Origin of the sequence: Burkholderia cepacia (assembly GCF_029962485.1) — a bacterium.
Classification (GTDB): Bacteria; Pseudomonadota; Gammaproteobacteria; order Burkholderiales; family Burkholderiaceae; genus Burkholderia.
In genome coordinates this window covers 2,211,760-2,232,125 of sequence record NZ_CP073637.1, presented here as the reverse complement: position 1 = coordinate 2,232,125, position 20,366 = coordinate 2,211,760, and the positions used below count along the sequence as shown (strand labels likewise).

Annotated in this window: 24 protein-coding genes; 10 read left to right on the top strand and 14 right to left on the bottom strand. The window is 67.5% G+C overall.

The features are described 5' to 3' along the window. Positions 1–62 precede the first annotated feature (62 nt). Entirely contained in the window at positions 63–509 is a 447-nt protein-coding gene (gene smpB / locus KEC55_RS10380; RefSeq protein WP_014896751.1) for an SsrA-binding protein SmpB, read from the bottom strand. A gap of 99 nt (positions 510–608) precedes the next feature. Between smpB and KEC55_RS10375 the strand changes: the two genes are divergently transcribed. Together KEC55_RS10375 and KEC55_RS10370 are read left to right on the top strand one after the other, a co-directional pair. Further along, entirely contained in the window at positions 609–1,046 is a 438-nt protein-coding gene (locus KEC55_RS10375; protein ID WP_176047325.1) for a type II toxin-antitoxin system RatA family toxin, read from the top strand. A 4-nt stretch (positions 1,047–1,050) separates the two neighbouring features. Beyond that, complete coding sequence (locus KEC55_RS10370) at positions 1,051–1,374, top strand: RnfH family protein (RefSeq protein ID WP_282505395.1); 324 nt, start codon at positions 1,051–1,053, stop codon at positions 1,372–1,374. A 44-nt stretch (positions 1,375–1,418) separates the two neighbouring features. On the opposite strand, the gene KEC55_RS10365 is transcribed toward KEC55_RS10370, so the two are convergent. From KEC55_RS10365 to KEC55_RS10355, 3 genes are all read right to left on the bottom strand, one after another. Further along, a complete protein-coding gene (locus KEC55_RS10365) occupies positions 1,419–2,384 on the bottom strand; it encodes a DMT family transporter (protein ID WP_282505394.1) in 966 nt (321 codons plus the stop codon). Positions 2,385–2,520: 136 nt separating this feature from the next. Further along, entirely contained in the window at positions 2,521–3,207 is a 687-nt protein-coding gene (locus KEC55_RS10360) for a Vgb family protein (RefSeq protein WP_282505393.1), read from the bottom strand. Between the two features lie 31 nt (positions 3,208–3,238). Next, on the bottom strand, positions 3,239–4,459 hold the full coding sequence (locus tag KEC55_RS10355) for a helix-turn-helix domain-containing protein (RefSeq protein WP_282505391.1): 1,221 nt from the start codon (positions 4,457–4,459) through the stop codon (positions 3,239–3,241). 113 nt (positions 4,460–4,572) lie between these two features. Between KEC55_RS10355 and KEC55_RS10350 the strand changes: the two genes are divergently transcribed. The 6 genes from KEC55_RS10350 (at position 4,573) to guaA (ending at position 10,249) form a co-directional block, all read left to right on the top strand. Next, a complete protein-coding gene (locus KEC55_RS10350) occupies positions 4,573–5,337 on the top strand; it encodes a DUF899 domain-containing protein (protein ID WP_282505389.1) in 765 nt (254 codons plus the stop codon). A gap of 30 nt (positions 5,338–5,367) precedes the next feature. Then, complete coding sequence (locus tag KEC55_RS10345; RefSeq protein WP_282505388.1) at positions 5,368–6,177, top strand: DUF2182 domain-containing protein; 810 nt, start codon at positions 5,368–5,370, stop codon at positions 6,175–6,177. Between the two features lie 65 nt (positions 6,178–6,242). Continuing rightward, the gene (locus KEC55_RS10340) at positions 6,243–6,404 is read left to right on the top strand and encodes a hypothetical protein (protein ID WP_282505387.1); all 162 of its coding nucleotides are present in this window, start codon (positions 6,243–6,245) and stop codon (positions 6,402–6,404) included. 51 nt (positions 6,405–6,455) lie between these two features. Then, the gene (guaB, locus tag KEC55_RS10335; RefSeq protein WP_282505386.1) at positions 6,456–7,916 is read left to right on the top strand and encodes an IMP dehydrogenase; all 1,461 of its coding nucleotides are present in this window, start codon (positions 6,456–6,458) and stop codon (positions 7,914–7,916) included. A gap of 6 nt (positions 7,917–7,922) precedes the next feature. Then, positions 7,923–8,522, top strand: coding sequence for a hypothetical protein (locus KEC55_RS10330; RefSeq protein ID WP_282505385.1), 600 nt, complete (start codon positions 7,923–7,925; stop codon positions 8,520–8,522). A gap of 107 nt (positions 8,523–8,629) precedes the next feature. Further along, the gene (gene guaA / locus KEC55_RS10325) at positions 8,630–10,249 is read left to right on the top strand and encodes a glutamine-hydrolyzing GMP synthase (protein WP_282505383.1); all 1,620 of its coding nucleotides are present in this window, start codon (positions 8,630–8,632) and stop codon (positions 10,247–10,249) included. 206 nt (positions 10,250–10,455) lie between these two features. On the opposite strand, the gene KEC55_RS10320 is transcribed toward guaA, so the two are convergent. Together KEC55_RS10320 and KEC55_RS10315 are read right to left on the bottom strand one after the other, a co-directional pair. Beyond that, entirely contained in the window at positions 10,456–11,073 is a 618-nt protein-coding gene (locus tag KEC55_RS10320) for a 3'-5' exonuclease (RefSeq protein WP_282505381.1), read from the bottom strand. Between the two features lie 256 nt (positions 11,074–11,329). Next, entirely contained in the window at positions 11,330–12,010 is a 681-nt protein-coding gene (locus KEC55_RS10315) for a DJ-1/PfpI family protein (RefSeq protein WP_282505380.1), read from the bottom strand. A gap of 81 nt (positions 12,011–12,091) precedes the next feature. Between KEC55_RS10315 and KEC55_RS10310 the strand changes: the two genes are divergently transcribed. After that, complete coding sequence (locus KEC55_RS10310) at positions 12,092–12,646, top strand: TetR/AcrR family transcriptional regulator (protein ID WP_282505378.1); 555 nt, start codon at positions 12,092–12,094, stop codon at positions 12,644–12,646. A 64-nt stretch (positions 12,647–12,710) separates the two neighbouring features. Here the strand turns inward: KEC55_RS10310 and KEC55_RS10305 are convergent, their stop codons facing one another. The 8 genes from KEC55_RS10305 to KEC55_RS10270 form a co-directional block, all read right to left on the bottom strand. After that, positions 12,711–13,160: an acetyltransferase gene (locus tag KEC55_RS10305; RefSeq protein WP_282507512.1), complete on the bottom strand. Its 450-nt coding sequence runs from the start codon at positions 13,158–13,160 to the stop codon at positions 12,711–12,713. Between the two features lie 97 nt (positions 13,161–13,257). Then, positions 13,258–13,746: an NUDIX hydrolase gene (locus KEC55_RS10300; protein ID WP_282505377.1), complete on the bottom strand. Its 489-nt coding sequence runs from the start codon at positions 13,744–13,746 to the stop codon at positions 13,258–13,260. An 8-nt stretch (positions 13,747–13,754) separates the two neighbouring features. Continuing rightward, positions 13,755–14,633 (bottom strand): NAD(P)-dependent oxidoreductase, encoded by an 879-nt coding sequence (locus KEC55_RS10295; RefSeq protein ID WP_282505376.1) that lies wholly within the window; start codon positions 14,631–14,633, stop codon positions 13,755–13,757. A 105-nt stretch (positions 14,634–14,738) separates the two neighbouring features. Then, entirely contained in the window at positions 14,739–15,017 is a 279-nt protein-coding gene (locus KEC55_RS10290) for a gamma-butyrobetaine hydroxylase-like domain-containing protein (protein ID WP_282505374.1), read from the bottom strand. Further along, a complete protein-coding gene (locus KEC55_RS10285; RefSeq protein ID WP_282505372.1) occupies positions 15,014–16,009 on the bottom strand; it encodes a HEAT repeat domain-containing protein in 996 nt (331 codons plus the stop codon). The genes KEC55_RS10290 and KEC55_RS10285 overlap by 4 nt, the downstream gene beginning before the upstream one ends. A 31-nt stretch (positions 16,010–16,040) precedes the next feature. After that, positions 16,041–16,286: a 4Fe-4S dicluster domain-containing protein gene (locus KEC55_RS10280; RefSeq protein WP_175920231.1), complete on the bottom strand. Its 246-nt coding sequence runs from the start codon at positions 16,284–16,286 to the stop codon at positions 16,041–16,043. A gap of 11 nt (positions 16,287–16,297) precedes the next feature. Beyond that, complete coding sequence (locus KEC55_RS10275; RefSeq protein WP_282505369.1) at positions 16,298–18,037, bottom strand: fumarate reductase/succinate dehydrogenase flavoprotein subunit; 1,740 nt, start codon at positions 18,035–18,037, stop codon at positions 16,298–16,300. Then, on the bottom strand, positions 18,034–18,804 hold the full coding sequence (locus KEC55_RS10270; RefSeq protein WP_282505367.1) for a GntR family transcriptional regulator: 771 nt from the start codon (positions 18,802–18,804) through the stop codon (positions 18,034–18,036). Before KEC55_RS10270 ends, KEC55_RS10275 begins: the two co-directional genes overlap by 4 nt. 289 nt (positions 18,805–19,093) lie before the next feature. On the opposite strand from KEC55_RS10270, the gene KEC55_RS10265 reads away from it, so the two are divergent. Next, positions 19,094–20,311 (top strand): MFS transporter, encoded by a 1,218-nt coding sequence (locus KEC55_RS10265; protein WP_282505365.1) that lies wholly within the window; start codon positions 19,094–19,096, stop codon positions 20,309–20,311. Positions 20,312–20,366: the final 55 nt, after the last annotated feature.

Sequence of the window (20,366 nt, the reverse complement as noted above, 5' to 3'; positions counted from 1 at the left end):
AACCCAAAGCAACACGGCCCGCTTCGAGCGGGCCGTGTCGTTTGTATTGCAGGTTGCGCGCGTCAGGTGCCGGCGCGCATGATGCGTGCCTTCTCGCGTTCCCAGTCGCGCTTCTTCTCGGTTTCGCGCTTGTCGTGCAGCTTCTTGCCCTTCGCGAGCGCGATGTCGCACTTCACGCGACCGCCCTTGTAGTGGAAGTTCAGCGGCACGAGCGTGTAGCCACGCTGCTCGACCTTGCCGATCAGTTTCTTGATTTCCTCGCGGTGCAGCAGCAGCTTGCGCGTGCGAACCGGGTCGGGCGTGATGTGCGTCGAGGCTTCGGGCAGCGGGCTGATATGGGTGCCGATCAGGAAGATCTCGCCGCTCTTCACGACGACGTAACCTTCCCGGATCTGGCCGCGCCCGGCGCGCAGCGCCTTGACTTCCCAGCCCTCCAGCACGAGCCCCGCCTCGTAGCGTTCCTCGATGTGATAATCGAAGTGCGCTTTCCTGTTGTCGATGATGCTCATGAAAGGATCGGGCCAACTCGTTTAAAATCACGATTTTAGCAAAGCGGGGCGGGAATCGCCCGGCTTGGCGTTTCCACCTTCAGCGATGCCGCGCGATTTATGGCAGATGTCCAGAAAACCGTATTGATCCGCCATTCGGCGGAACAGATGTTCGACCTCGTCACCGACGTGGCCGACTACCCCAATTTCCTGCCCTGGTGCGGCGGCGTCGAGATTCGCCGTCAGGACGAGCGCGGGATGGAAGCGCGCATCGATATCAACTTCAAGGGCATCAAGCAGCATTTCGCGACGCGCAATACGCAGGAACGCCCGACGCGGATCGACATGGAGTTCACGGACGGTCCGTTCAAGAAGTTCACGGGCACGTGGCGCTTCACGGCGCTGCGTGCCGATGCGTGCAAGATCGAATTCGCGCTGCACTACGAGTTTTCGAGCATCCTGCTCGAGAAGATCATCGGGCCCGTGTTCAGCCATATCGCGAACACGTTCGTCGATTCGTTCGTGAAGCGCGCGGACCAGCGCTACGGGAAGGGGTGACGCGATGCTGTCGATCGAAGTCTGCTATGCGCTGCCGGATCGCCAGACGCTGATCCCGCTGTCGCTGCCCGAAGGGGCGACCGTTCGCTCGGCGATCGACGCGAGCGGCGTGCTCGCGCTGCATCCGGAGATCGACCTCGCGCACGCGAAGACGGGCGTGTACGGCAAGCTCGCGCCGCTCGACGCGCCGCTCGCCGACCACGACCGTGTCGAGATCTACCGCCCGCTGATCGTCGATCCGAAGCTGGCGCGCCAGCGGCGCGTCGACAAATCCCGCCGCGCCGGCTCGATCGAGGGCCGCAAGTGGATGCACAAGGACGCGCGCTGACGCGTTTTTCGTTCCGATTCGTCTGATCAAACGCCGCGGCGCACTCAGTGGGCCGCGGCGTTTGCGTTGGTCGACGCGCTGCCCGGCGTGTCGCCGTGCTGCCGCACCGAGCCGTACACGCCGGCGAGCAGCAGCACGAGCGCGGCGACCTCGAGCGCGTGCGGCATCCGCTGGTCGTACACGAACGCGTACAGCATCGCGAATACGGTTTCGAACACGATCAACTGGCCGGACAGCGTGAGCGGCAAGCGCTTCGACGCGGCATTCCATAGCCCGTTGCCGAGCCACGACGCGCCGATCGCGAGCACGAGGTTCAGCAACCAGAACAACTGCCAGCGCGACGCCGGGACGGCTGCCTGCACCGTGCCCGCCGGCAGTGCGAGGATCGCGATCCAGCAGAGCCCGCCGATCAGGCCCGTCACGACACCCCACAACACCGACCACTCGTTGCCGCCGAAATGATGATGGCGCTGGAGGTAGCGCGCGTTCGCCACCGCGTACCAGGTCCAGCTCGCAAGCGCGCCGGCCGCGCAGGCGATGCCCGCGAGTTTCTGGCCGAGCGTCGTCGCGTGTGCGGCCTCGGACGTGAACAGGTCGACGTTGATGCAGACGATGCCCGCGATCACCAGCGCGAGCGGGGCGGCGAGCCGCCGCAGTGGCACGGCGCCGTGGTCGCCCAGGCCGGCGAGCGTGACGGTCACGGGCAGCACGCCGACGATCAGCGAGCTGGGCGCGATGCCGATCAGGTGCACGGCGCCGGACAGCAGCATGTAGTACGCGACGTTGCCGACGACGGCGAGTTTCATCAACGCGACGAGATCTTCGCGGGTGAGTCGCGCGAGCAGCGAGCGGGCCGCCGGCAGCGCGGCCGCGAGCGACACGAGGCCATACATCGCATAGCGGCCGGCGCTCAACAGCAGCGGCGAGAAGTCGGTCAGCAGCCGCGGAACGAGAAACACCATGCCCCACAGGGCACCTGCCAGGACACCGTAAACCACGCCGCGCTGCATCGACTGCTCCGAACAAATGACTGATGTGCGCGCATCTTAGCGACGCCGTTGCTGCGGCGTCTTGTTCATTCCTGCACTCGGCGCACGGCGGGATTTCGAGGCGTTGCGTGCCCGAGCGGCGTGGACCGGCGACGGATCAATCGTCTGCCGGATCGGGCGTCGCGCCCGCGCCGTCGCCCGCTGCGCTCGAGTGCGCCGGGCGCCGCACGGTGCGCAGCTTGCCGCTGTTGCCGCCGCCGCAGTAGAAGCGGTCGTGGCCGTCGGATTCGAGCCCCGATATGCCGACGCCGGCCGGCATGTCGACCTGCTCGAGCACCTGGCCCGTGCGCGGGTCGATGCGCCGCAGGTCGCTCTGCTCGGCCTCCCACGTGCCGTGCCACAGCTCGCCGTCGACCCACGTCACGCCGGTGACGAAGCGGTTCGATTCGATCGTGCGCAGCACGGCGCCCGATTCCGGATCGATCTGATGAATCTTGCGTTCGCGGTACTGGCCGACCCACAGCGTGCCTTCAGCCCACGCGAGCCCCGAATCGGCGCCGCCGCCGGGGGCCGGGATCGTCGCGAGCACGCGACCCGATTCGGGGTCGAGCTTCTCGATGCGGTCCTCGACGATCTGAAACAGGTGGCGGCCGTCGAACGCGGTGCCCGCATGCGCGGCGACGTCGAGCGAGCGGATGGTCGTGCCGCGCTCCGGGTCGAGCGCGTTCAGCTTGTCGCCGGACGCATACCAGACGTGCTGCCCGTCGAACGTGACGCCGTGCACGCCGTCGACGCCCGGAAACGGGCCATATTCGCGAATGATCTCTGCATGGGAGCGTTTCATGTTCGTCACCTCGTCGTTCGGTGAAGCCATCCTAGTCTCCCGGCAGCGGAGCAGGGAGTAACAAGGTCGTCGCGAATCCCGGTAGCGGCGGCGTCATCCAGCGGCGCGCGCGGCCGCGACCGAGCGCCTGCACCTTGTCGGCCTCCGCGAGCGCGTCGAGCGCGCGCTGCACGGTGCGCTGGCTTGCGCCGAGCGCGAGCGCCAGCGCGGAGCTCGACCATGCTTCGCCGTCGGCGAGCAGTGCAAGCACGGCCGCGTGGCGATCGTCGACCGGGCGCGCGAGGACGACGGTCTCGCGCACGCCGAGCGGTTCGAGCGCAAAGCCGCGCGGTGTCGCGATGACGTTCGCGAGCGGCCGTAGCACCGCGCGCAGCCGGCCGATCTCGACGCGCAGCCGCGCGCGATGCGATTCGTCCGCATGTTTCGCGCGGAACGCGGCGGCCACGAGCGCGTTGCGCGACACGTCGGCCGGCCAGGCCTCGCCGAGCGCGCGGGCGAGCACGAACAGCACGGGGCGCCGCGCGAGCGACACGGTCGTGCGCGCATCGCGCACCGTGTGGCGGCACGCATCGACGACGAGCGCGTTCGATGCGAACAGCGTCTCGACTTCGTCGAGCCGTACGAGCCGCGAGGTGCCGCGCGCGATGAGGCGAGCGGCCGGTGCGTCGAGCACGCGTGCGGCGGTGTCGACCTCGGCCGTCAGTGCGGCGATGCCGGCGTCGCGCGCGGCCGCGTTCGCACGGGCGAGCGCCGCGCGTGCCGCGTGCGTACGGATGCGGCGCATCGCGATGCCGGCCGCGATCAGTTCATGGGCGGCGCGCGACGCGGCTGGCAGCGGCGCGGGATCGAGATGCGCGAGCAGTTGCTCGGCATCGTCGATATGGCCGATCAGCAGCAGCCGGCGTACGCCGAGATAGCGCGCATGCGCGGCGTTTGCGCGGTCGCCGTGCGCGTCGAGCGTTGCGCAGGCCGCATCGAGCGCGCGCGTCGGCCAGCGCAGGTCGCGCGACGCGAGTGCGATCTCGGCTTCCGCGACGACGCAGCGCGCCCGTGCAACGGCTTCCTTCGCGCCGAATGCACGTGCGGCGCCGCGCACGAGGGCGCGCGCGCGTTCGAAATCGCCGAGCTGCGCCATCGCGATGCCGCGCAGCGCGAGCGCCGGCGCATCGTCACGCAGCGCGACGCGGTTCAGCGCGCCGAGCGCGTCACCGGCCGCGAGCGCGCGCGCGGCCGCCGTGATCAGCGAATCCATCCGAATCCCGACACAGTTGTCACTCCCTCCGGTCCGATGCCGGCCACTAATCTAGCACCACGTACACGGCTTCGTACGCCGTGCCCGGATACCCACCGAAGGAGGCACCCGCAATGACGAACCATCTCACCGGAACGCGCGACGAATGGCTGGCCGAGCGCCGCGCACTGCTCGACGCTGAAAAGGCGTTGACGCGGCAAAGCGACGAACTTGCACGGCGGCGCCAGGCGCTGCCGTGGGTGCGTGTCGACAAGACCTACCGGTTCGACACCGAGGACGGCCGGGCGACGCTCGACGACCTGTTTCGCGGCCGTTCGCAACTGCTCGTCTATCACTTCATGTTCGGCCCCGACTACAAGGCCGGCTGCCCGTCGTGCTCGGCGCTCGCCGACGGGTTCGACGGCTTCGCCGTGCACCTGGCGCACCACGACGTGACGCTCTCGGCCGTGTCGCGCGCACCGCTCGCGAAGCTGCTCGCGTACCGCGAGCGGATGGGGTGGACCTTCCCATGGGCATCGTCGGTCGGCAGCGATTTCAACTTCGACTTCAACGTGTCGTTCACCGAAACGCAGCAGCGCGCGGGCGACATCGAATACAACTACGCGCGGGCCGGCCATGCGATGGACATGGATCCACCGCCGGCGCCCGTCGTGCAGTTCGCGGCCACCTGCGGCACCGACGCGGTCACGTATTCGCTCGACCGGCCGGGGATGAGCGCATTCGTGCGAGAGGATGGTGTCGTCTATCACACGTACTCGACCTACGCGCGCGGGCTTGACGGGCTGTGGGGGATGTACCAGTGGCTCGATCGCGCGCCGCGCGGGCGCAACGAGGCCGGCCCGTGGTGGCGCCGTCACGACGAGTACGCGCGCGGCTGAGTGCAAGCCGGCGACGGGCGGGAGCGTGCGATGGCGCGGTCGGCAATCGGCGGGGCAGACCCTGATCCGCGGGAATTCGGGGCCGCACTCGCGGCCGTGTTCGCCGTCGCCGTGACGGCGACACTGGCGCAGCACGCGTCGATGGCCGCGATGGGCGGCGAACCGATGGCCGGTGGCTGGATGGCTTCGGCCGCATGGCTGCAGCCGTGCGGCCGGGGCGCCGGACGTGCCTTCGCGACGTTCGCCGGAATGTGGGGCGCGATGACGGCGGCGATGATGCTGCCGGCGCTGGCGCCGATGCTCTGGCAATACCGGCAGCGCATCGGCCCGATGGCCACGGCGCGTTCCGCCTGGCTCGTCGTCGTTGCGGGCGCCGGGTATTTCGCGGTGTGGATGGCGCTCGGGGCGCTCGTGTTTCCGGCTGGCGCCGCGCTGACGGCCGCTGCCGCACGGCTGCCGGGCCTTGCCCGCGCGCTGCCGTTCGCGGCCGGCGCGGTCGTGTCGGTTGCAGGCATGCTGCAATTCTCCGCGTGGAAGGCGCGGCGGCTGGCGTGCTGCCGGCATATGGCCGGCGGCGTACACCGGTCGTCGGCCGTTGCCGGTGCGGCGTGGCGGCACGGCGTGCGGGCCGCCATGCACTGCAGCGCCTGTTGCGGGAACCTGATGGCGATCGCGCTGGCGGCCGGCATGATGGACCTGCGCGTGATGGCCGCCGTGACGGTCGCGATCGCCGCCGAGCGCCTCGCGCCGCCCGGCGGGCGTGTTGCTGCGCGGATTGCCGGTTGCGTGGCGGTCGGCGGCGGCATTGCGATGATCGTGCGTGCGGCAGGGCTGCTATAACACAGGGTAGGCAGGCCGATTCGACACGTTGCCGGGCCTCGCTTCACCGTGGCCGCTTCGGTCGCGTGACCGGTTCGCAACGGGCCGATGGGCCGGATTGCCGCTGGTTGCGCGAATGGCTCGATGCAGCGGTGAAACGAAAGGCGATCGAAAACGAACCGAACCGCGATCCGAACGATTCGGCCCCCGAACGGCTGAAACCGGCTAAGCCGTTGTTCGTGTTGTGAAAATTCACGGCGCTTCGCGTATAATTCGCTTTTGCGCCCATAGGATTTGCCATGCGTCTGATCCAAAAAGCACTCACTTTCGATGACGTGCTCCTCGTTCCCGCCTTCTCCGACGTTCTCCCGCGCGACACCAGCCTCAAGACCAAGCTGACCCGCAACATCTCCCTGAACATGCCGCTCGTGTCCGCCGCGATGGACACGGTCACCGAAGGTCGCCTCGCGATCGCGATGGCGCAGCAGGGTGGCGTCGGTATCGTCCACAAGAACCTCACGCCGGCCGAGCAGGCCCGCGAGGTCGCGAAGGTCAAGCGTTTTGAGTCGGGCGTCGTCCGCGACCCGATCACGGTGCCGCCGCAAATGAAGGTGCGCGACGTGATCGCGCTGTCGCGCCAGCATGGCATTTCGGGCTTCCCGGTCGTCGAAGGCCCGCAGCTCGTCGGTATCGTCACGAACCGCGACCTGCGTTTCGAAACGCGCCTCGATGAGCCGGTCAAGTCGATCATGACGCCGCGCGAGCGCCTCGTCACGGTCAAGGAAGGCACGCCGCTCGCCGAAGCGAAGGCACTGATGCACAGCCACCGCCTCGAGCGCGTGCTGGTCGTCAACGATGCGTTCGAACTGCGCGGCCTGATGACCGTCAAGGACATCACGAAGCAGACCGAGCACCCGGACGCGTGCAAGGACGAACACGGCAAGCTGCGCGCAGGCGCGGCGGTCGGTGTCGGCCCCGACAACGAAGAGCGCGTCGAGCTGCTGGTGCAGGCCGGCGTCGACGTGATCGTCGTCGATACCGCGCACGGTCACAGCAAGGGCGTGCTCGAGCGTGTCCGCTGGGTCAAGCAGAACTTCCCGCACGTCGAAGTGATCGGCGGCAACATCGCGACGGCCGCTGCCGCGAAGGCGCTGGTCGAATACGGCGCGGACGCGGTCAAGGTCGGTATCGGCCCGGGCTCGATCTGCACGACGCGGATCGTCGCCGGTGTCGGCGTGCCGCAGATCAGCGCGATTTCGAACGTCGCGGAAGCGCTGAAGGGCACGGGCGTGCCGTGCATCGCCGACGGTGGCGTGCGCTTCTCGGGCGACGTGTCGAAGGCCCTCGCGGCCGGCGCGAACGCGGTGATGATGGGCAGCATGTTCGCGGGCACCGAAGAGGCGCCGGGCGACGTGTTCCTGTTTCAGGGCCGCCAGTACAAGTCGTACCGCGGCATGGGTTCGGTCGGTGCAATGAAGGACGGCGCGGCGGACCGCTACTTCCAGGACAACTCGGCGAACATCGACAAGCTCGTGCCGGAAGGCATCGAAGGCCGCGTCGCGTACAAGGGTTCGGTCAACGCGATCCTGTTCCAACTGGTCGGTGGCGTGCGCGCGAGCATGGGCTACTGCGGCTGCCGCACGATCGACGAGCTGCACGACAAGGCCGAATTCGTTCAGATCACCGCGGCGGGCATGCGCGAGTCGCACGTGCACGACGTGCAGATCACGAAGGAAGCCCCGAACTACCACGTGGACTGATCGCCGATGAAACCGCTGCTGCGAGCCGTGCTGATCCTCGATGCCGTGCTGCTGCTGGCGTTCGGCGTGCTGTTCGTGCTGACGCCCTGGCAGTCGCTGTTCAATGCGCTGCAGCTGCAGAACATCCAGCCGGCGATGCTCGGCCAGGCGTTCGGCATCGCGTTGCTCGGGCTCGCGTGGCTCGCGTTTCATGCGGCGTTCAACGGTGACCTCACGGCGCCGGTGGCGCGGTCGGTCGGCCATGTGTACTGGCTGACCGGCGTGCTGACGATCGTCTGGTCGCTCGGCGCCAGCAGCGGTCCCGCGCTTGCGGCCGCCGGCAGGGTGCTGTCGGTCGCGGCCGGTGTCGTGTTGATCCTGCTCGGCCTCGGCGGCGTGCGAATCGCATCGGCCGTGCGCCGGCGCGAGAAGGCGCAAGCGCTCGAGGCGCGCGCCCCGGCGCAACGTCCGGCCGAGCCGGCGCCGGCGTCGTCGCCCGCACCGCAGCGTGTCGAGCCCGTCGTCAGCCGTCCCGCGGCGCCTTCGGCATCGTCGCCGGCTTCATCCGGTTCCAGTCAGTCGTCCGGCGGCGTCGCACTCGACGAACGCCCGCCGATGCAGGATTGACCGGCGATGCGTCGCGCGAGCCACCTGCCGCCCGACGCCGTTGTCCATGCTTTTGACGCAGCGCTTTGTGCGCTGCTTTTCTCATTCTCTTCATCCCGTCCGCAGCCATGCACGACAAAATCCTGATTCTCGACTTCGGTTCGCAAGTCACCCAACTGATTGCGCGGCGTGTGCGTGAAGCCCACGTCTACTGCGAAATCCATCCGAACGATGTGTCCGACGACTTCGTCCGCGAGTTCGCGCCGAAGGCGGTGATCCTGTCGGGCAGCCACGCGAGCACGTACGAAGACCATCAACTGCGCGCGCCGCAAGCCGTGTGGGATCTCGGCGTGCCGGTGCTCGGCATCTGCTACGGCATGCAGACGATGGCCGTGCAGCTCGGCGGCAAGGTCGAGTGGAGCGACCATCGCGAATTCGGCTACGCGGAAATGCGTGCGCACGGCCATACGCGCCTGCTCGACGGCATCGAGGATTTCACGACCGCCGAAGGCCACGGGATGCTGAAGGTCTGGATGAGCCACGGCGACAAGGTTGCCGAGCTGCCGCCGGGCTTCGCGCTGATGGCGTCGACGCCGAGCTGCCCGATCGCCGGCATGGCCGACGAGGCGCGCGGCTACTACGCGGTGCAGTTCCACCCGGAAGTCACGCACACGGTGAAGGGCCGCCAGATCATCGAACGCTTCGTGCTGCAGATCGCCGGCGCGAAGCCCGACTGGATCATGAAGAACCACATCGAGGAAGCCGTCGCGAAGATCCGCGAGCAGGTCGGTGACGAGGAAGTGATTCTCGGCCTGTCGGGCGGCGTCGATTCGAGCGTCGCAGCGGCGCTGATCCACCGCGCGATCGGCGACCAGCTCACCTGCGTGTTCGTCGACCACGGCCTGCTGCGCCTGAACGAAGGCAAGATGGTGCTCGACATGTTCGAGGGCCGCCTGCATGCGAAGGTCGTGCACGTCGATGCCGCCGATCAGTTCCTCGGCCACCTGGCCGGCGTGACCGATCCGGAAGCGAAGCGCAAGATCATCGGTCGCGAGTTTGTCGAAGTGTTCCAGGCTGAAGCGAAGAAGCTGTCGAAGGCGAAGTGGCTCGCGCAGGGCACGATCTACCCGGACGTGGTCGAATCGGGCGGCACGAAGACGAAGAAGGCGACGACGATCAAGAGCCACCACAACGTCGGCGGCCTGCCGGAAACGCTTGGCCTGAAGCTGCTCGAGCCGCTGCGTGACCTGTTCAAGGACGAAGTGCGCGAACTGGGCGTCGCGCTTGGCCTGCCGCCGGAGATGGTGTACCGCCATCCGTTCCCGGGCCCGGGCCTCGGCGTGCGGATTCTCGGCGAAGTGAAGCGCGAGTTCGCGGACCTGCTGCGCCGCGCGGACGCGATCTTCATCGAGGAGCTGCGCAACACGACCGCGACCGCGCAGGATGCGGCTGCGGGCCTGTGCGGCGAGGCCGATGTCGGCAAGAGCTGGTACGACCTGACGAGCCAGGCGTTCGCGGTGTTCCTGCCGGTCAAGTCGGTCGGCGTGATGGGCGATGGCCGCACGTACGACTACGTGACGTCGCTGCGCGCCGTGCAGACGACCGACTTCATGACCGCGCACTGGGCGCACCTGCCGTACGCGCTGCTCGGCCGTGCGTCGAACCGGATCATCAACGAAGTGCGCGGGATCAACCGGGTCGTGTACGACATCTCGGGCAAGCCGCCGGCGACGATCGAGTGGGAGTAAGCATCGCGGCCGAATCGGCGTTCGCTTTCGTCATTGCGCGTCGGTTGATGGCGCGATAGTGCGTAGCGGGTGGCCGGTTCGGTTCGTCTGCTGTCCGGGCTCCGGTCCGGACAAAAAACGGCTTGGCGATTGCCAAGCCGTTTTGCGTTAACGCATCGCGTGGATCAGGACGCGTCGTGTTCCCGGTCGCGATCGGATTCGGATGCTCACGCGTGCGCGCGCACGAGCGATCGCAGGTACGTCGGCACCTTCGCCTTGCTCGTTGCCTGGACACGCGACATCAGCGCGTGATCGATCCGATCCAGCCCGTAAGTCCGGGCAATGTCGTCCTGCAATCGGCACCACAGATGGCCAGCCATCTCGGCATCGACCATCGCCCGGTGCGCACGGCCCGATTTCGGCAACCGCAGCATCTCGACCAGACTCGACAGGCGGTGACTTTGGGCGTCCGGGTAGATCCGTCTCGCGACGAGCATCGTGCAGGCGAAGGAGTGCTCGGCCGACATGCCGAGCAGCCCGAGCTCCGACTGCCAGAAGCGCTTGTCGAAACCGGCGTTGTGGGCGACGACGGCATGCTTGCCGACGAATGCCGCTGCTTCCTTCATGACTTCGGACGCCGGTGGCGCCGATGCAATCATGTCGTTCGTGATGCCGGTGAGCGCGACGACGTCGGACGGGATGCGTCTGCCCGCATTCATCAAGCTCTGGAAACGGTCGACGATCTGCCCGTCACGCAGAAGGATGACGGCGATTTCGGTCGCACGGTCGCCCATATTCGGCGACAGCCCGGTGGTTTCGAAGTCCAGTACCGCGACGGTTTGCATGGTTGAATCCTGCTGCTTCATGGGGTGACGTTTGGGTTGGCCGAGAGGGTAGCACTTTCGAGTCTGCGATAGACTCGTTCAGCCCCAGAAACGCACTTTCTCGCCATTTCACCGTTTGCAATCCGCTGCCATGGTGCCGCGACCCAACTGACGCTGCCCGGATTCGATGCGCCGCCGCCGGTTCAGAAGCATCGCTTCTTCTTCGCCGCGATGCCCGATCGGTACGCTGGCGATCGGATGCACGTCGGTCCGAACATCAGGCGGCAAGGCCGCTCGCGCCTTCGATCATTCGGATCGAGCCCGTGGTTTGCCCCGTACCTTGCCTGATGCTGAATTCGATCAGTTCCTCATAGATGTCCCGCTGCCCGGCCGGCAGCACGGGCAGCAGCGTCTCGCGGCGCTTGTCCGGATCGAACATCGATTCCACCAGCCACCCAGTCAGGTAGAGCGCCGCCAGGCAGCCGCCCGCCGTCGCGACGTTGCCGTGACACACCAGCGGCTGCTCCGGCGCTTGCAGCCCATGTGCGAGCAAGCCGCCCCACGCATCGGGATGGGTGGTCGCCCGACGCTCCGGCAGCAACCCAAGCCGCTCGAGAATGAACGCGCCGGCGCAAATCGATCCGATATGCTGGCGTGCCGGATCGAGATCGAACGACGGCAGGAAATCCGGGCTCGCCAACGCGGCCGGTATGCCTTGCTTGCCGCTCGAGAACAACACGGCATCGGCGTGATTGGCATCCGACAGCGGGCCGTGAACGGGAATGGTCAGCCCATGCGCGGAATGCAGCACGGGCTGCGCGCCAAGAATCCGGACGCGCCAGTCCGAGGTGTTACGTCCGAGTATGTCCCACATCAGGAACAGGTCGATGTCGGTGAACCGGTCGAATGCAACGAGCGCGATGTCTTTCAACGCGAACTCCAGGAGTCGTGGCGCCATGCGGGAAGCGGCGGCGGCCGTGATAGAGTTCGCAGCCTAACTGTCCAACCCGCACCATACACAGCCTGTATGGCGATGCCGATGCGCACACTGACTCGAAACGACTGGATCGCGGCGGGCTTCGACGCCCTCGACGGGGAAGGCTATTCGGGCATTTCGGCCGAAAGCCTCGCGCGACGGCTGAACGTGACCCGCGGCTCGTTCTATCACCACTTCCGCAATCGCGAAGACTTCGTCCGGGCACTGCTGACCGCGTGGGAGGACGACTACACCGCACGCATGCTCGCGTACGCGGCGGAGGGCCGCAGTGCGGGCGACACGCTGACGCGCTACCTGCGCATCGCAGCTGAAAAGCGGCCGGGACGCGAAGTGGCGATCCGCGCGTGGGCGTTGCAGGACGCACTGGTTGCGGCGTTCCAGCAGCGCGTCGATGCCACGCGTCTCGCCTTCGCGGTCGAGACATCCCGTCGCTGGGTCCGCATGCCGGGCGAAGCCGAGATCGTGGGGCAGGTGGCGCACCTGTGTCTGATCGGCGGTCAGCAGGCGGGGCTGCGGCGCGAGGCCGAGCGGTTCAATCACTTCATGCAACGTGCGTTCGCCGTCGCCGAGCGCGTGCTGCCGCGTCGACGCGTGTAGCTGCGTGAGGGGCGTATCAGATTGATGCGACGCAACTGGATGTCACGCGTTTTCCCGATCCTCCTCAGGGCTGCTTACCACCCCGATAACGAAGGTGAATCAACGGATAAGGCCGGCCTTGTCCATCGAGCGCCGATCGCCCGCAGCGCTCGAATCCGAGCCGTTCGTAGAATCCCGTCGCCGCTTCGTTCTGCTCGTTGACGTCGGTCGTCAAGCCGGGATGGCTCGCGAGTGCATGTTCGACAAGCCGCCGCCCGACACCCGTGCCATGGTGGGCGGGATCGACGAACAGCGCTTCCATGTGACTGCCGTCGAGCAGCATGAAACCGATCGCGCGATCGTGCGCGTCGACAGCCAGGTCGAGCGGTGCGGCCGGCAGGAACGCGACGACTTCGGATTCGATCGCGCGCCGATCGTCGTCGCTCAGGAAGTGATGCGTGGCATCGACTGCATTGCGCCAGATGGCCAGCACGCGTGTGCCGTCGGTGTCGGTGGATTTGCGAATTCTGATCATGGCGGGATAAGTGGTGATCCGGGACTCGGCGGGTAGCCGGCCCCTTGATGGACCGAACGCGTCGTCCGCACGGTAGCGCGGAAACGACAACGGAATTTCAGATGGGCGAGCGTCGCGCGTCGCCCAGCGATGCCGCCCGCTCGATCGCCCGTCGTGCGACGTCGCACACACCTGCGCTCATCGGCAAATCGTCGCGGTCGAGCTCGTCGATGCCGAACCAGCGCGCATCGAGCGCATCGTCGCCGGCAACGGGCGTGCCGCGCAACCATCTGCACAGCACCGCGACCATGATGAAATGCTGGCGCACGGCGCCGCTGGCATCGTAATCGAACGCATCCAGCGCGGTAAAGGCATCGAGCGCTGCGACTTCGACGGTCGTCTCTTCGGCGATCTCGCGAACGACCGCGTCCGCGATTGGTTCGCCCGGTTCGATCTTGCCGCCGGGGAATCCCCAGCATCCCGCATCGGGCGGATTCGCGCGGCGCACGAGCAGTACGTCGCGTTCGCGCAGCACGATGCCGATCACGGCGGGAACGGCGCGTACGGGCGCGGCGGCAACGGATGCGGAATGCGACGATCCTGACATGGCCGTGCCTATGCGTCGGTGCGACGTTCTATCGCCCGGATGACAGCGACCATGTCGTCCGAGCCATGTCCGGCCTTGGCGGTCTCGCCATAAAGCGCGTGGCAGATGTCGAGCAGCGGTGACGCGATGCCGATGCTGCGCGCGGATTCGGCGACGAGGCGCGCGTTCTTCAGCACGTCGGTGATCGCGGCCTGCACGGAGAAATCCCCGGCGACCAGCTTGCCGAGCTTCACGCGCGACACGTCGCTCGCCATCGGGCCGGCGTTCAGCACGTCGGCGAAGCGGGCGAGATCGATGCCGTGACGTTGCGCGAAATGCGTGGCTTCGGTCAGGCCGGTGACCATCGTGATCAGGAACAGGTTGACCGCGAGCTTCATCGTCAGCGCCGACGGCACGTCGCCGCATACGAAGCTGTCGCGGCACAGCGGCTTCACGAGCGGGCGCACGGCGTCGACGTCGTGCGGCGCGCCGGCCAGCATCACGACGAGCTGGCCGGCCTCGGCCGGCTTGCGCGAGCCCGACACGGGCGCCTCGACGTAGCGGCCCGACGCAGCGGCGATTTCATCGGCGAGCGCACGCGAGTACTCGGGGGCGTTGGTGCCCATGTTCACGATCGTGTGGCCGCCGACGCGCGCGGCAAAACCGGGCGTGCCGCGCGCGAGGACGGCGTCGATCGCCGCGTCGTTCGCGAGCATCAGGATCACGGTGCGGCAGGTCGCGAATACGTCGTCGACGTGCTTGCCGACGCGTGCGCCGGCGTCGCGCAACGCATCGTCGCTGCCGTGCGACCGGCTCCAAACGACGAGCGGCGTGCCGGCTCGTGCGAGATTGAGCGCCATCGGCGTGCCCATCACGCCGAGGCCGATGAATCCGACTGCGGTTTGCATGTCCTTGCTCCCACGGTGGGTGGAGACGGTCGTGGGCGTCAGTATCGCAGCGTTTTCGCACGCCGGCCATCTCGCCTGCGAGCCCGCGTGAGCCGCATGACGGTGCTACGCGAGGTCCGCCAGATACGGCCACGGATAGATGCCGCGTGCATGGCCGTCGCCGAACATGAGGCGGATGCCGTAGCCGGCCGGTTCCACGCCTTCCATCGTCAGGTCGGGGCGTGCATCGACACGGCCGCCGTCACGCCGGATTCGTCTGCATTCCGCGCACGGGCAATCGCTGCGCAATTGCGCATAGCCGATGCGCTGCGCGTTGCCGTCGGGCCAGTGCAGCGTCAGCGTGCGTGCCGGATGATCGAGCGCGATTTCGGTCGGCGCGATCATCGCGGAGCATCGCCGATTTGATGGATTGCGATCCGCACGGCCTTGCGGACTTCCGGATCGCGATCCTCGAGCGCATCGTTCAGTGCGGGCAGCGTCGCAGGGTCGCGCAATTCGCCGAGCGCGAGCGCGGCTTCCTTGCGCAGATTGCTGATCGCATGCGAGAGCAGCGCGACGACGGCCGGTGCCGCGGCCGCATCGCGTAACTGCCCGAGCGCGCGCGCGGCACGCAGGCGCACCTGCCAGTAATCGTCGTCGAGCGCGGTGACGAGCGGCTCGCGCGCGGTCGTCACGCGCAGCTTGCCGAGCGTGGTGGCCGCTTCCTCGCGCACTTGCCATGCGCGGTCGCGCAGTGCGGCGAGCAATGCGTCGGTGACGATCGCATCGTTGGCTGCCGCGAAGCCGATCGAGCCGACCGCGGCGCGTCGCACGTCCGCATCGACATCGGCCGTCGCGATGCGCGCGAGCGGCGAAAGCGCGCGCGGATCCCTGAGCCAGCCTAGCACTGCAACGGCTTCGGCGCGCACGGCCGGCGGCTCGGCATCGAGCGCGTGCAGCGCGGAGGCGAACGCGGCGGGGTCGCGCAATTCGCGCAAGCCGCGCAGCACGGCGCGGCGGACGAACGGCTCGGGCCGGTCGGCCCAGCGGCACAGCACGGCGCCCGATGCCGCATCCTTCAGTTCGGACAGGCTCTGCGCGGCGGCGGCGCGCACGTCGTCGTCGGGATCGAGCAGCGCGCCGCACAGTGCATCGACGATATCGGGCTGTTCCCACGCACCGAGTACGCGGGCAGCCTCGCCGCGCACGTCGGCCGACGGATCGGTGCGCAGTGCGGCGACGAATGCCGGCACGAGCTCGGGATCCTCGAGATCCGCGAGTTCGAAGAGCGCGACACGGCGCACGGATGCGTCGGGCGCGGCGAGGCGGGCGACGAGCGCGGCCCGGTCGCGCTCGTGTGCGCCGGGTAGCGAGGAAGCGTAGGAGAAGTCGGTCATGAGCGAGGGAATAGGGCGCTGACGCACGCGGTCAGCGCAGCAGGTAAGGGATATCGACCTTGACTGCGCCGGTCGGGCAATCGCGCTCGCACGGCATGCAGTACCAGCATTCGTCGAACTGCATGTAGGCCTTGCCCTTGGTCACGTCGATGGCGAGCAGGTCGAGCGGGCACACGTCGACGCAGACGGTGCAGCCCTTGTCGGCGATGCACAGTGCATCGTCGATCGTGACGGGCGCGCTGCTGCGCTGGAAGATGTCGTGCGGGGTATGCGGCATGGCATGGTTCCTCAGAGGGCGGCCGCGAGCGCGGCCGGTTCGCGGATGCGCAACTGCGCGTAGGCGCCGCGTTCGTCATCGGCAAGCGGCACGATGTAGGGTTCGACCGGCCGCTTCTCGCTGCGCATTGCGCCGTCGATGCCTTTGCGCAGCCATGTGTGGCAGAACCATTCGGCGTCGTTGCGATGCGGGAAGTCGACGCGATGGTGGTACAGACCCCAGCGGCTCTCGGTGCGGAACAGCGACGCGCGCGCGGCCATTTCCGCGCAATCGCGGATCGCGCGCACTTCGGCCGCACGCATCAGTTCGTGCGGATGGCTGGCCTTCATCTGGTCGATATCCTCAGTAATGCCGTCAAAACGTTGCAGCCCGATTTCCATCTTGCGCGTCACCTTCGGCGGTTGCAGGTAGTCGTTCACCATGCGGCGCAGCTTGTACTCCACCTGCGCCGGCGCGAGGCCGTGTTCGCGCAGAAGCGGCGCGAGCACGCGGGCGCGTTCGGCCTCGACCTGTTCGTCGTCCACCGGCGCATGATCGCGGCCGGCCACGTAGTCGGCCGCGTTCTGCCCGGCGAACCAGCCGTACGTGAACGCGCCGAGCATGTAGTTGTGCGGGACAGCCGCCATGTCGCCGGCTGCGTAGAGCCCCGGCACCGTCGTCTCGGCGCGTGCGTTCACATGGACGCCCGATGCGCTGTGGCCGCTGCAGAAGCCGATCTCGGAGATGTGCATCTCGACCATCTGGCTGCGGTAATCGGTGCCGCGCCCGGCATGGAAGCGGCCGCGGCTCGGCCGCTCGTTCGTATGCAGGATCTGCTCGATGGTTCGGATCGTTTCCTCCGCGAGATGGTCGAGCTTCAGGAACACGGGGCCGTTGCCGCTCTGCAGTTCCTGGTAGAACTCCCACATCATCTGGCCGCTCCAGTAGTCGCATTCGATGAAGCGCTCGCCCTTGCCGTTCGCGGTGAAGCCGCCGAGCGGGCCCGTCACGTATGCGCACGCGGGGCCGTTGTAGTCCTTGATCAGCGGGTTGATCTGGAAGCATTCGAGATTCGCGAGCGCGGCGCCGGCGTGATAGGCCATCGCGTAACCGTCGCCCGCGTTGGTCGGGTTCTCGTAGGTGCCCATCAGGTAGCCCGACGCCGGCAAGCCGAGGCGGCCGGCCGCTCCGCAGCAGAGGATCACGGCCTTCGCGCGGATCACGTGGAACTCGGCGGTGCGGCAGTCGAAGCCAAGCACACCGCACGCGCGGCCCTGCGTGTCGGTCAGCACACGCGTCGCGACGATCCGGTTCGTGATCGCGATGCGCGCGCGCTTCAGCTGCCGGTACAGCACTTTCTTGATGTCGTGTCCTTCCGGCATCGGCAACACGTACGAGCCCATGTGATGGACCTTCTTCACCGCGTAGTCGCCGGTGCCGTCTTTCTCGAACTTCACGCCCCAGCGGTCGAGTTGTTCGATCGTCGCGAAGCTGTGCGTCGCATATGCGTACACGGCCTCCTGGTCGACGATGCCGTCGTTGGCGATCGTGATCTCGCGCGTGTACTGTTCGGCCGTGGCATGCCCGGGGATCACCGCGTTGTTCAGGCCGTCCATGCCCATCGAGATCGCGCCGCTGCGCTTCACGTTGGCCTTCTCGAGCAGCAACACGCGCAGGGACGGATCGCGCTCCTTCGCCTTGATCGCCGCCATCGGTCCGGCCGTGCCGCCGCCGACCACGACGATGTCGTATTCATGAACCTGGGTCGTCATTGCTGTTTCCTTGCAGATTTGCGTGTTTTTTGCCGGTCGATGCGCAGCCGGTACTGGAATGCATCGCCGCGGAAGTAGAGGTATTCGTAGTCGATCGGGGCACCTGACGTGTCGTGCGTGAGGCGCTCGATGCGCAGCACGGGGCTGCTTTCCTCGACGCGCAGCGCGTCGACGATTTCGTCGTCGGCGAGGATCGCGTCGATCGACACGTCGGCATGGCCGAGCGGGATCCCGCAGTCGTTTTCCAGCACGAGGAAGATGTCCCGGGTCGCGAGATCGGCGCCCGCGAGGCGCTTGCCGAGCGCTTCGGGCACCCAGGTCTGTTCGAGCGACACCGGTTCGCGGTTCAGCAGCCGCACGCGGTGGATCTCGACGAGCGGCGCGCCTTCGGGCACGTTCAGCTTCGTCGCGAGATGGCGGTCGGCTTTCACGGTGCGGAAACTGCGCAACTGGTTGACGATCTCGTAGCCCATCGACGACATCGCCTCGGCGAAACCCTGCAGCGACGTCACGTTCTGGAACGCCTTCGGCTTCGACACGAACGTGCCCTTGCCGTGCAGCTTGAACAGCAGTCCTTCCTTCTGCAGGTCGCCGAGCGCCTGGCGCACCGTGATGCGGCTGACGTCGAACATTGCGCACAGCTCGTGCTCGGACGGCATCCGGCTGTGCGGCGCATAGGTGCCGTCGAGAATGCGCGCGCGCAGCGTGTCCTTGATCTGCACGTAGAGCGGGGCAGCCGACAGCGGCACGACGTTGGATGAGGTCATCGATCAACTTGTTATGACAAGATGGGGCGAGTGTAGTCAGCGTAGTCGCGCGCCCAAACCAACCATTTGCGATATCGAATTTCCGATTCCGGAAAAGCGCGGCGAACGCGTGATCCGCCCCTTGCCGGCCGCGCGAATTGACCGACAATAAAAAATCGCCGGTCCGTGGGCCGCGCATGTCGATTTCCCGGGGATTCGCCCGTCGTATCCATGTCGACCGGGCATTGCACCGTGCACGCGGCCCGCGCCCGGTTTCCGAGGACGGTCGAAACGAACCAGGAGACACCAGATGACGGATTCCCGATACCGCTGGGTGATCGTCGCCGCGGGCGGCCTGATGGGCTGCGTCGCGATCGGCGCGATGTTTTCGCTGCCGGTGTTCCTGCGCGCGATTGCGCGCGACACGGGTTGGTCGATGACCGGCATTTCCACGGCGATGACGCTCGGCTTCATCGCGATGGCGTTCGCGAGCATGGCGTGGGGCAGCCTGTCGGACCGGATCGGCACGCGGCCGGTCGTCATCGCGGGCGCGGCGCTGCTGTCGGCGAGCCTGGCGCTGGCGAGCCGCGCGCCGTCGCTGCTCGTGTTCCAACTGACCTTCGGCCTCGCCGTCGGCAGCGCGACGGCCGCGATATTCGCGCCGATGATGGCGTGCGTGACGGGCTGGTTCGACACGCATCGCAGCCTGGCGGTGTCGCTCGTGTCGGCCGGCATGGGGATGGCGCCGATGACGATGGCGCCGCTCGCCGCGTGGCTCGTGTCGGTGCGCGACTGGCGCACGTCGATGCTGCTGATTGCCGCGCTGGCCGCCGTCGTGATGATTCCCGTGTCGCTGCTGGTGCGGCGGGCGCCCGCGCTCGACCATGCTCCCGCACCCGCCGCGCCTTCGGCTGCCGGCGCGCCCGCGGCGATGTCGGTCGCGGATGCGCTGCGCTCGCCGCAGTTCACGATCCTGCTGCTGACCAATTTCTTCTGCTGCGCGACGCACTCGGGCCCGATCTTCCATACGGTCAGCTACGCGGTCACGTGCGGCATCCCGCTGATCGTCGCGGTGTCGATCTATAGCGTCGAAGGGCTCGCCGGCATGGGCGGCCGGATCGCGTTCGGGATTCTCGGCGATCGCCTCGGCGCGAAGCGCATGCTGGTGGCCGGGCTGCTCGCGCAGGCGCTCGGCGCGCTCGGCTACTACTTCGTGCGCTCGCTCGACGGGTTCTACGCGGTTGCGACGCTGTTCGGCTTCATCTATGCGGGCGTGATGCCGCTGTATTCGGTGCTCGCGCGCGAGAATTTTCCGCTGCGGATGATGGGCACCGTGATCGGCGGCTGCGCGATGGCCGGCAGCCTCGGGATGGCCGCGGGCCCGGTTGCCGGCGGCCTGATCGTCGACACGTTCGGCAGCTACGGCTGGTTGTACCTCGGTTCGTTCGCGATCGGCATCGGCGCGTTCCTGATCGCGATGATGTTCCGCCCGTTCGCGAAACCGCACCCGGAAACGGTGGCCGCGTGACGCGGCAACGGCAGCAGGGCGGCGGGCAATTCGCCGGATCGGCGGGGTTCGACTC

What these genes read in the sequence shown, in the direction of transcription:
- KEC55_RS10350 (WP_282505389.1), top strand. Translation starts at nt 4,573, where the DNA reads ATGACGAACCATCTCACCGGAACGCGCGACGAATGGCTGGCCGAGCGC.
- KEC55_RS10295 (WP_282505376.1), bottom strand. Translation starts at nt 14,633, where the DNA reads ATGCAAACCGCAGTCGGATTCATCGGCCTCGGCGTGATGGGCACGCCG.
- KEC55_RS10375 (WP_176047325.1), top strand. Translation starts at nt 609, where the DNA reads ATGGCAGATGTCCAGAAAACCGTATTGATCCGCCATTCGGCGGAACAG.
- KEC55_RS10315 (WP_282505380.1), bottom strand. Translation starts at nt 12,010, where the DNA reads ATGGCGCCACGACTCCTGGAGTTCGCGTTGAAAGACATCGCGCTCGTT.
- KEC55_RS10275 (WP_282505369.1), bottom strand. Translation starts at nt 18,037, where the DNA reads ATGACGACCCAGGTTCATGAATACGACATCGTCGTGGTCGGCGGCGGC.
- KEC55_RS10345 (WP_282505388.1), top strand. Translation starts at nt 5,368, where the DNA reads ATGGCGCGGTCGGCAATCGGCGGGGCAGACCCTGATCCGCGGGAATTC.
- KEC55_RS10360 (WP_282505393.1), bottom strand. Translation starts at nt 3,207, where the DNA reads ATGAAACGCTCCCATGCAGAGATCATTCGCGAATATGGCCCGTTTCCG.
- KEC55_RS10320 (WP_282505381.1), bottom strand. Translation starts at nt 11,073, where the DNA reads ATGCAAACCGTCGCGGTACTGGACTTCGAAACCACCGGGCTGTCGCCG.
- KEC55_RS10290 (WP_282505374.1), bottom strand. Translation starts at nt 15,017, where the DNA reads ATGATCGCGCCGACCGAAATCGCGCTCGATCATCCGGCACGCACGCTG.
- KEC55_RS10280 (WP_175920231.1), bottom strand. Translation starts at nt 16,286, where the DNA reads ATGCCGCATACCCCGCACGACATCTTCCAGCGCAGCAGCGCGCCCGTC.
- KEC55_RS10355 (WP_282505391.1), bottom strand. Translation starts at nt 4,459, where the DNA reads ATGGATTCGCTGATCACGGCGGCCGCGCGCGCGCTCGCGGCCGGTGAC.
- KEC55_RS10330 (WP_282505385.1), top strand. Translation starts at nt 7,923, where the DNA reads ATGAAACCGCTGCTGCGAGCCGTGCTGATCCTCGATGCCGTGCTGCTG.
- KEC55_RS10370 (WP_282505395.1), top strand. Translation starts at nt 1,051, where the DNA reads ATGCTGTCGATCGAAGTCTGCTATGCGCTGCCGGATCGCCAGACGCTG.
- KEC55_RS10265 (WP_282505365.1), top strand. Translation starts at nt 19,094, where the DNA reads ATGACGGATTCCCGATACCGCTGGGTGATCGTCGCCGCGGGCGGCCTG.
- guaA (WP_282505383.1), top strand. Translation starts at nt 8,630, where the DNA reads ATGCACGACAAAATCCTGATTCTCGACTTCGGTTCGCAAGTCACCCAA.
- KEC55_RS10310 (WP_282505378.1), top strand. Translation starts at nt 12,092, where the DNA reads ATGCGCACACTGACTCGAAACGACTGGATCGCGGCGGGCTTCGACGCC.
- KEC55_RS10285 (WP_282505372.1), bottom strand. Translation starts at nt 16,009, where the DNA reads ATGACCGACTTCTCCTACGCTTCCTCGCTACCCGGCGCACACGAGCGC.
- smpB (WP_014896751.1), bottom strand. Translation starts at nt 509, where the DNA reads ATGAGCATCATCGACAACAGGAAAGCGCACTTCGATTATCACATCGAG.
- KEC55_RS10300 (WP_282505377.1), bottom strand. Translation starts at nt 13,746, where the DNA reads ATGTCAGGATCGTCGCATTCCGCATCCGTTGCCGCCGCGCCCGTACGC.
- KEC55_RS10270 (WP_282505367.1), bottom strand. Translation starts at nt 18,804, where the DNA reads ATGACCTCATCCAACGTCGTGCCGCTGTCGGCTGCCCCGCTCTACGTG.
- guaB (WP_282505386.1), top strand. Translation starts at nt 6,456, where the DNA reads ATGCGTCTGATCCAAAAAGCACTCACTTTCGATGACGTGCTCCTCGTT.
- KEC55_RS10305 (WP_282507512.1), bottom strand. Translation starts at nt 13,160, where the DNA reads ATGATCAGAATTCGCAAATCCACCGACACCGACGGCACACGCGTGCTG.
- KEC55_RS10365 (WP_282505394.1), bottom strand. Translation starts at nt 2,384, where the DNA reads ATGCAGCGCGGCGTGGTTTACGGTGTCCTGGCAGGTGCCCTGTGGGGC.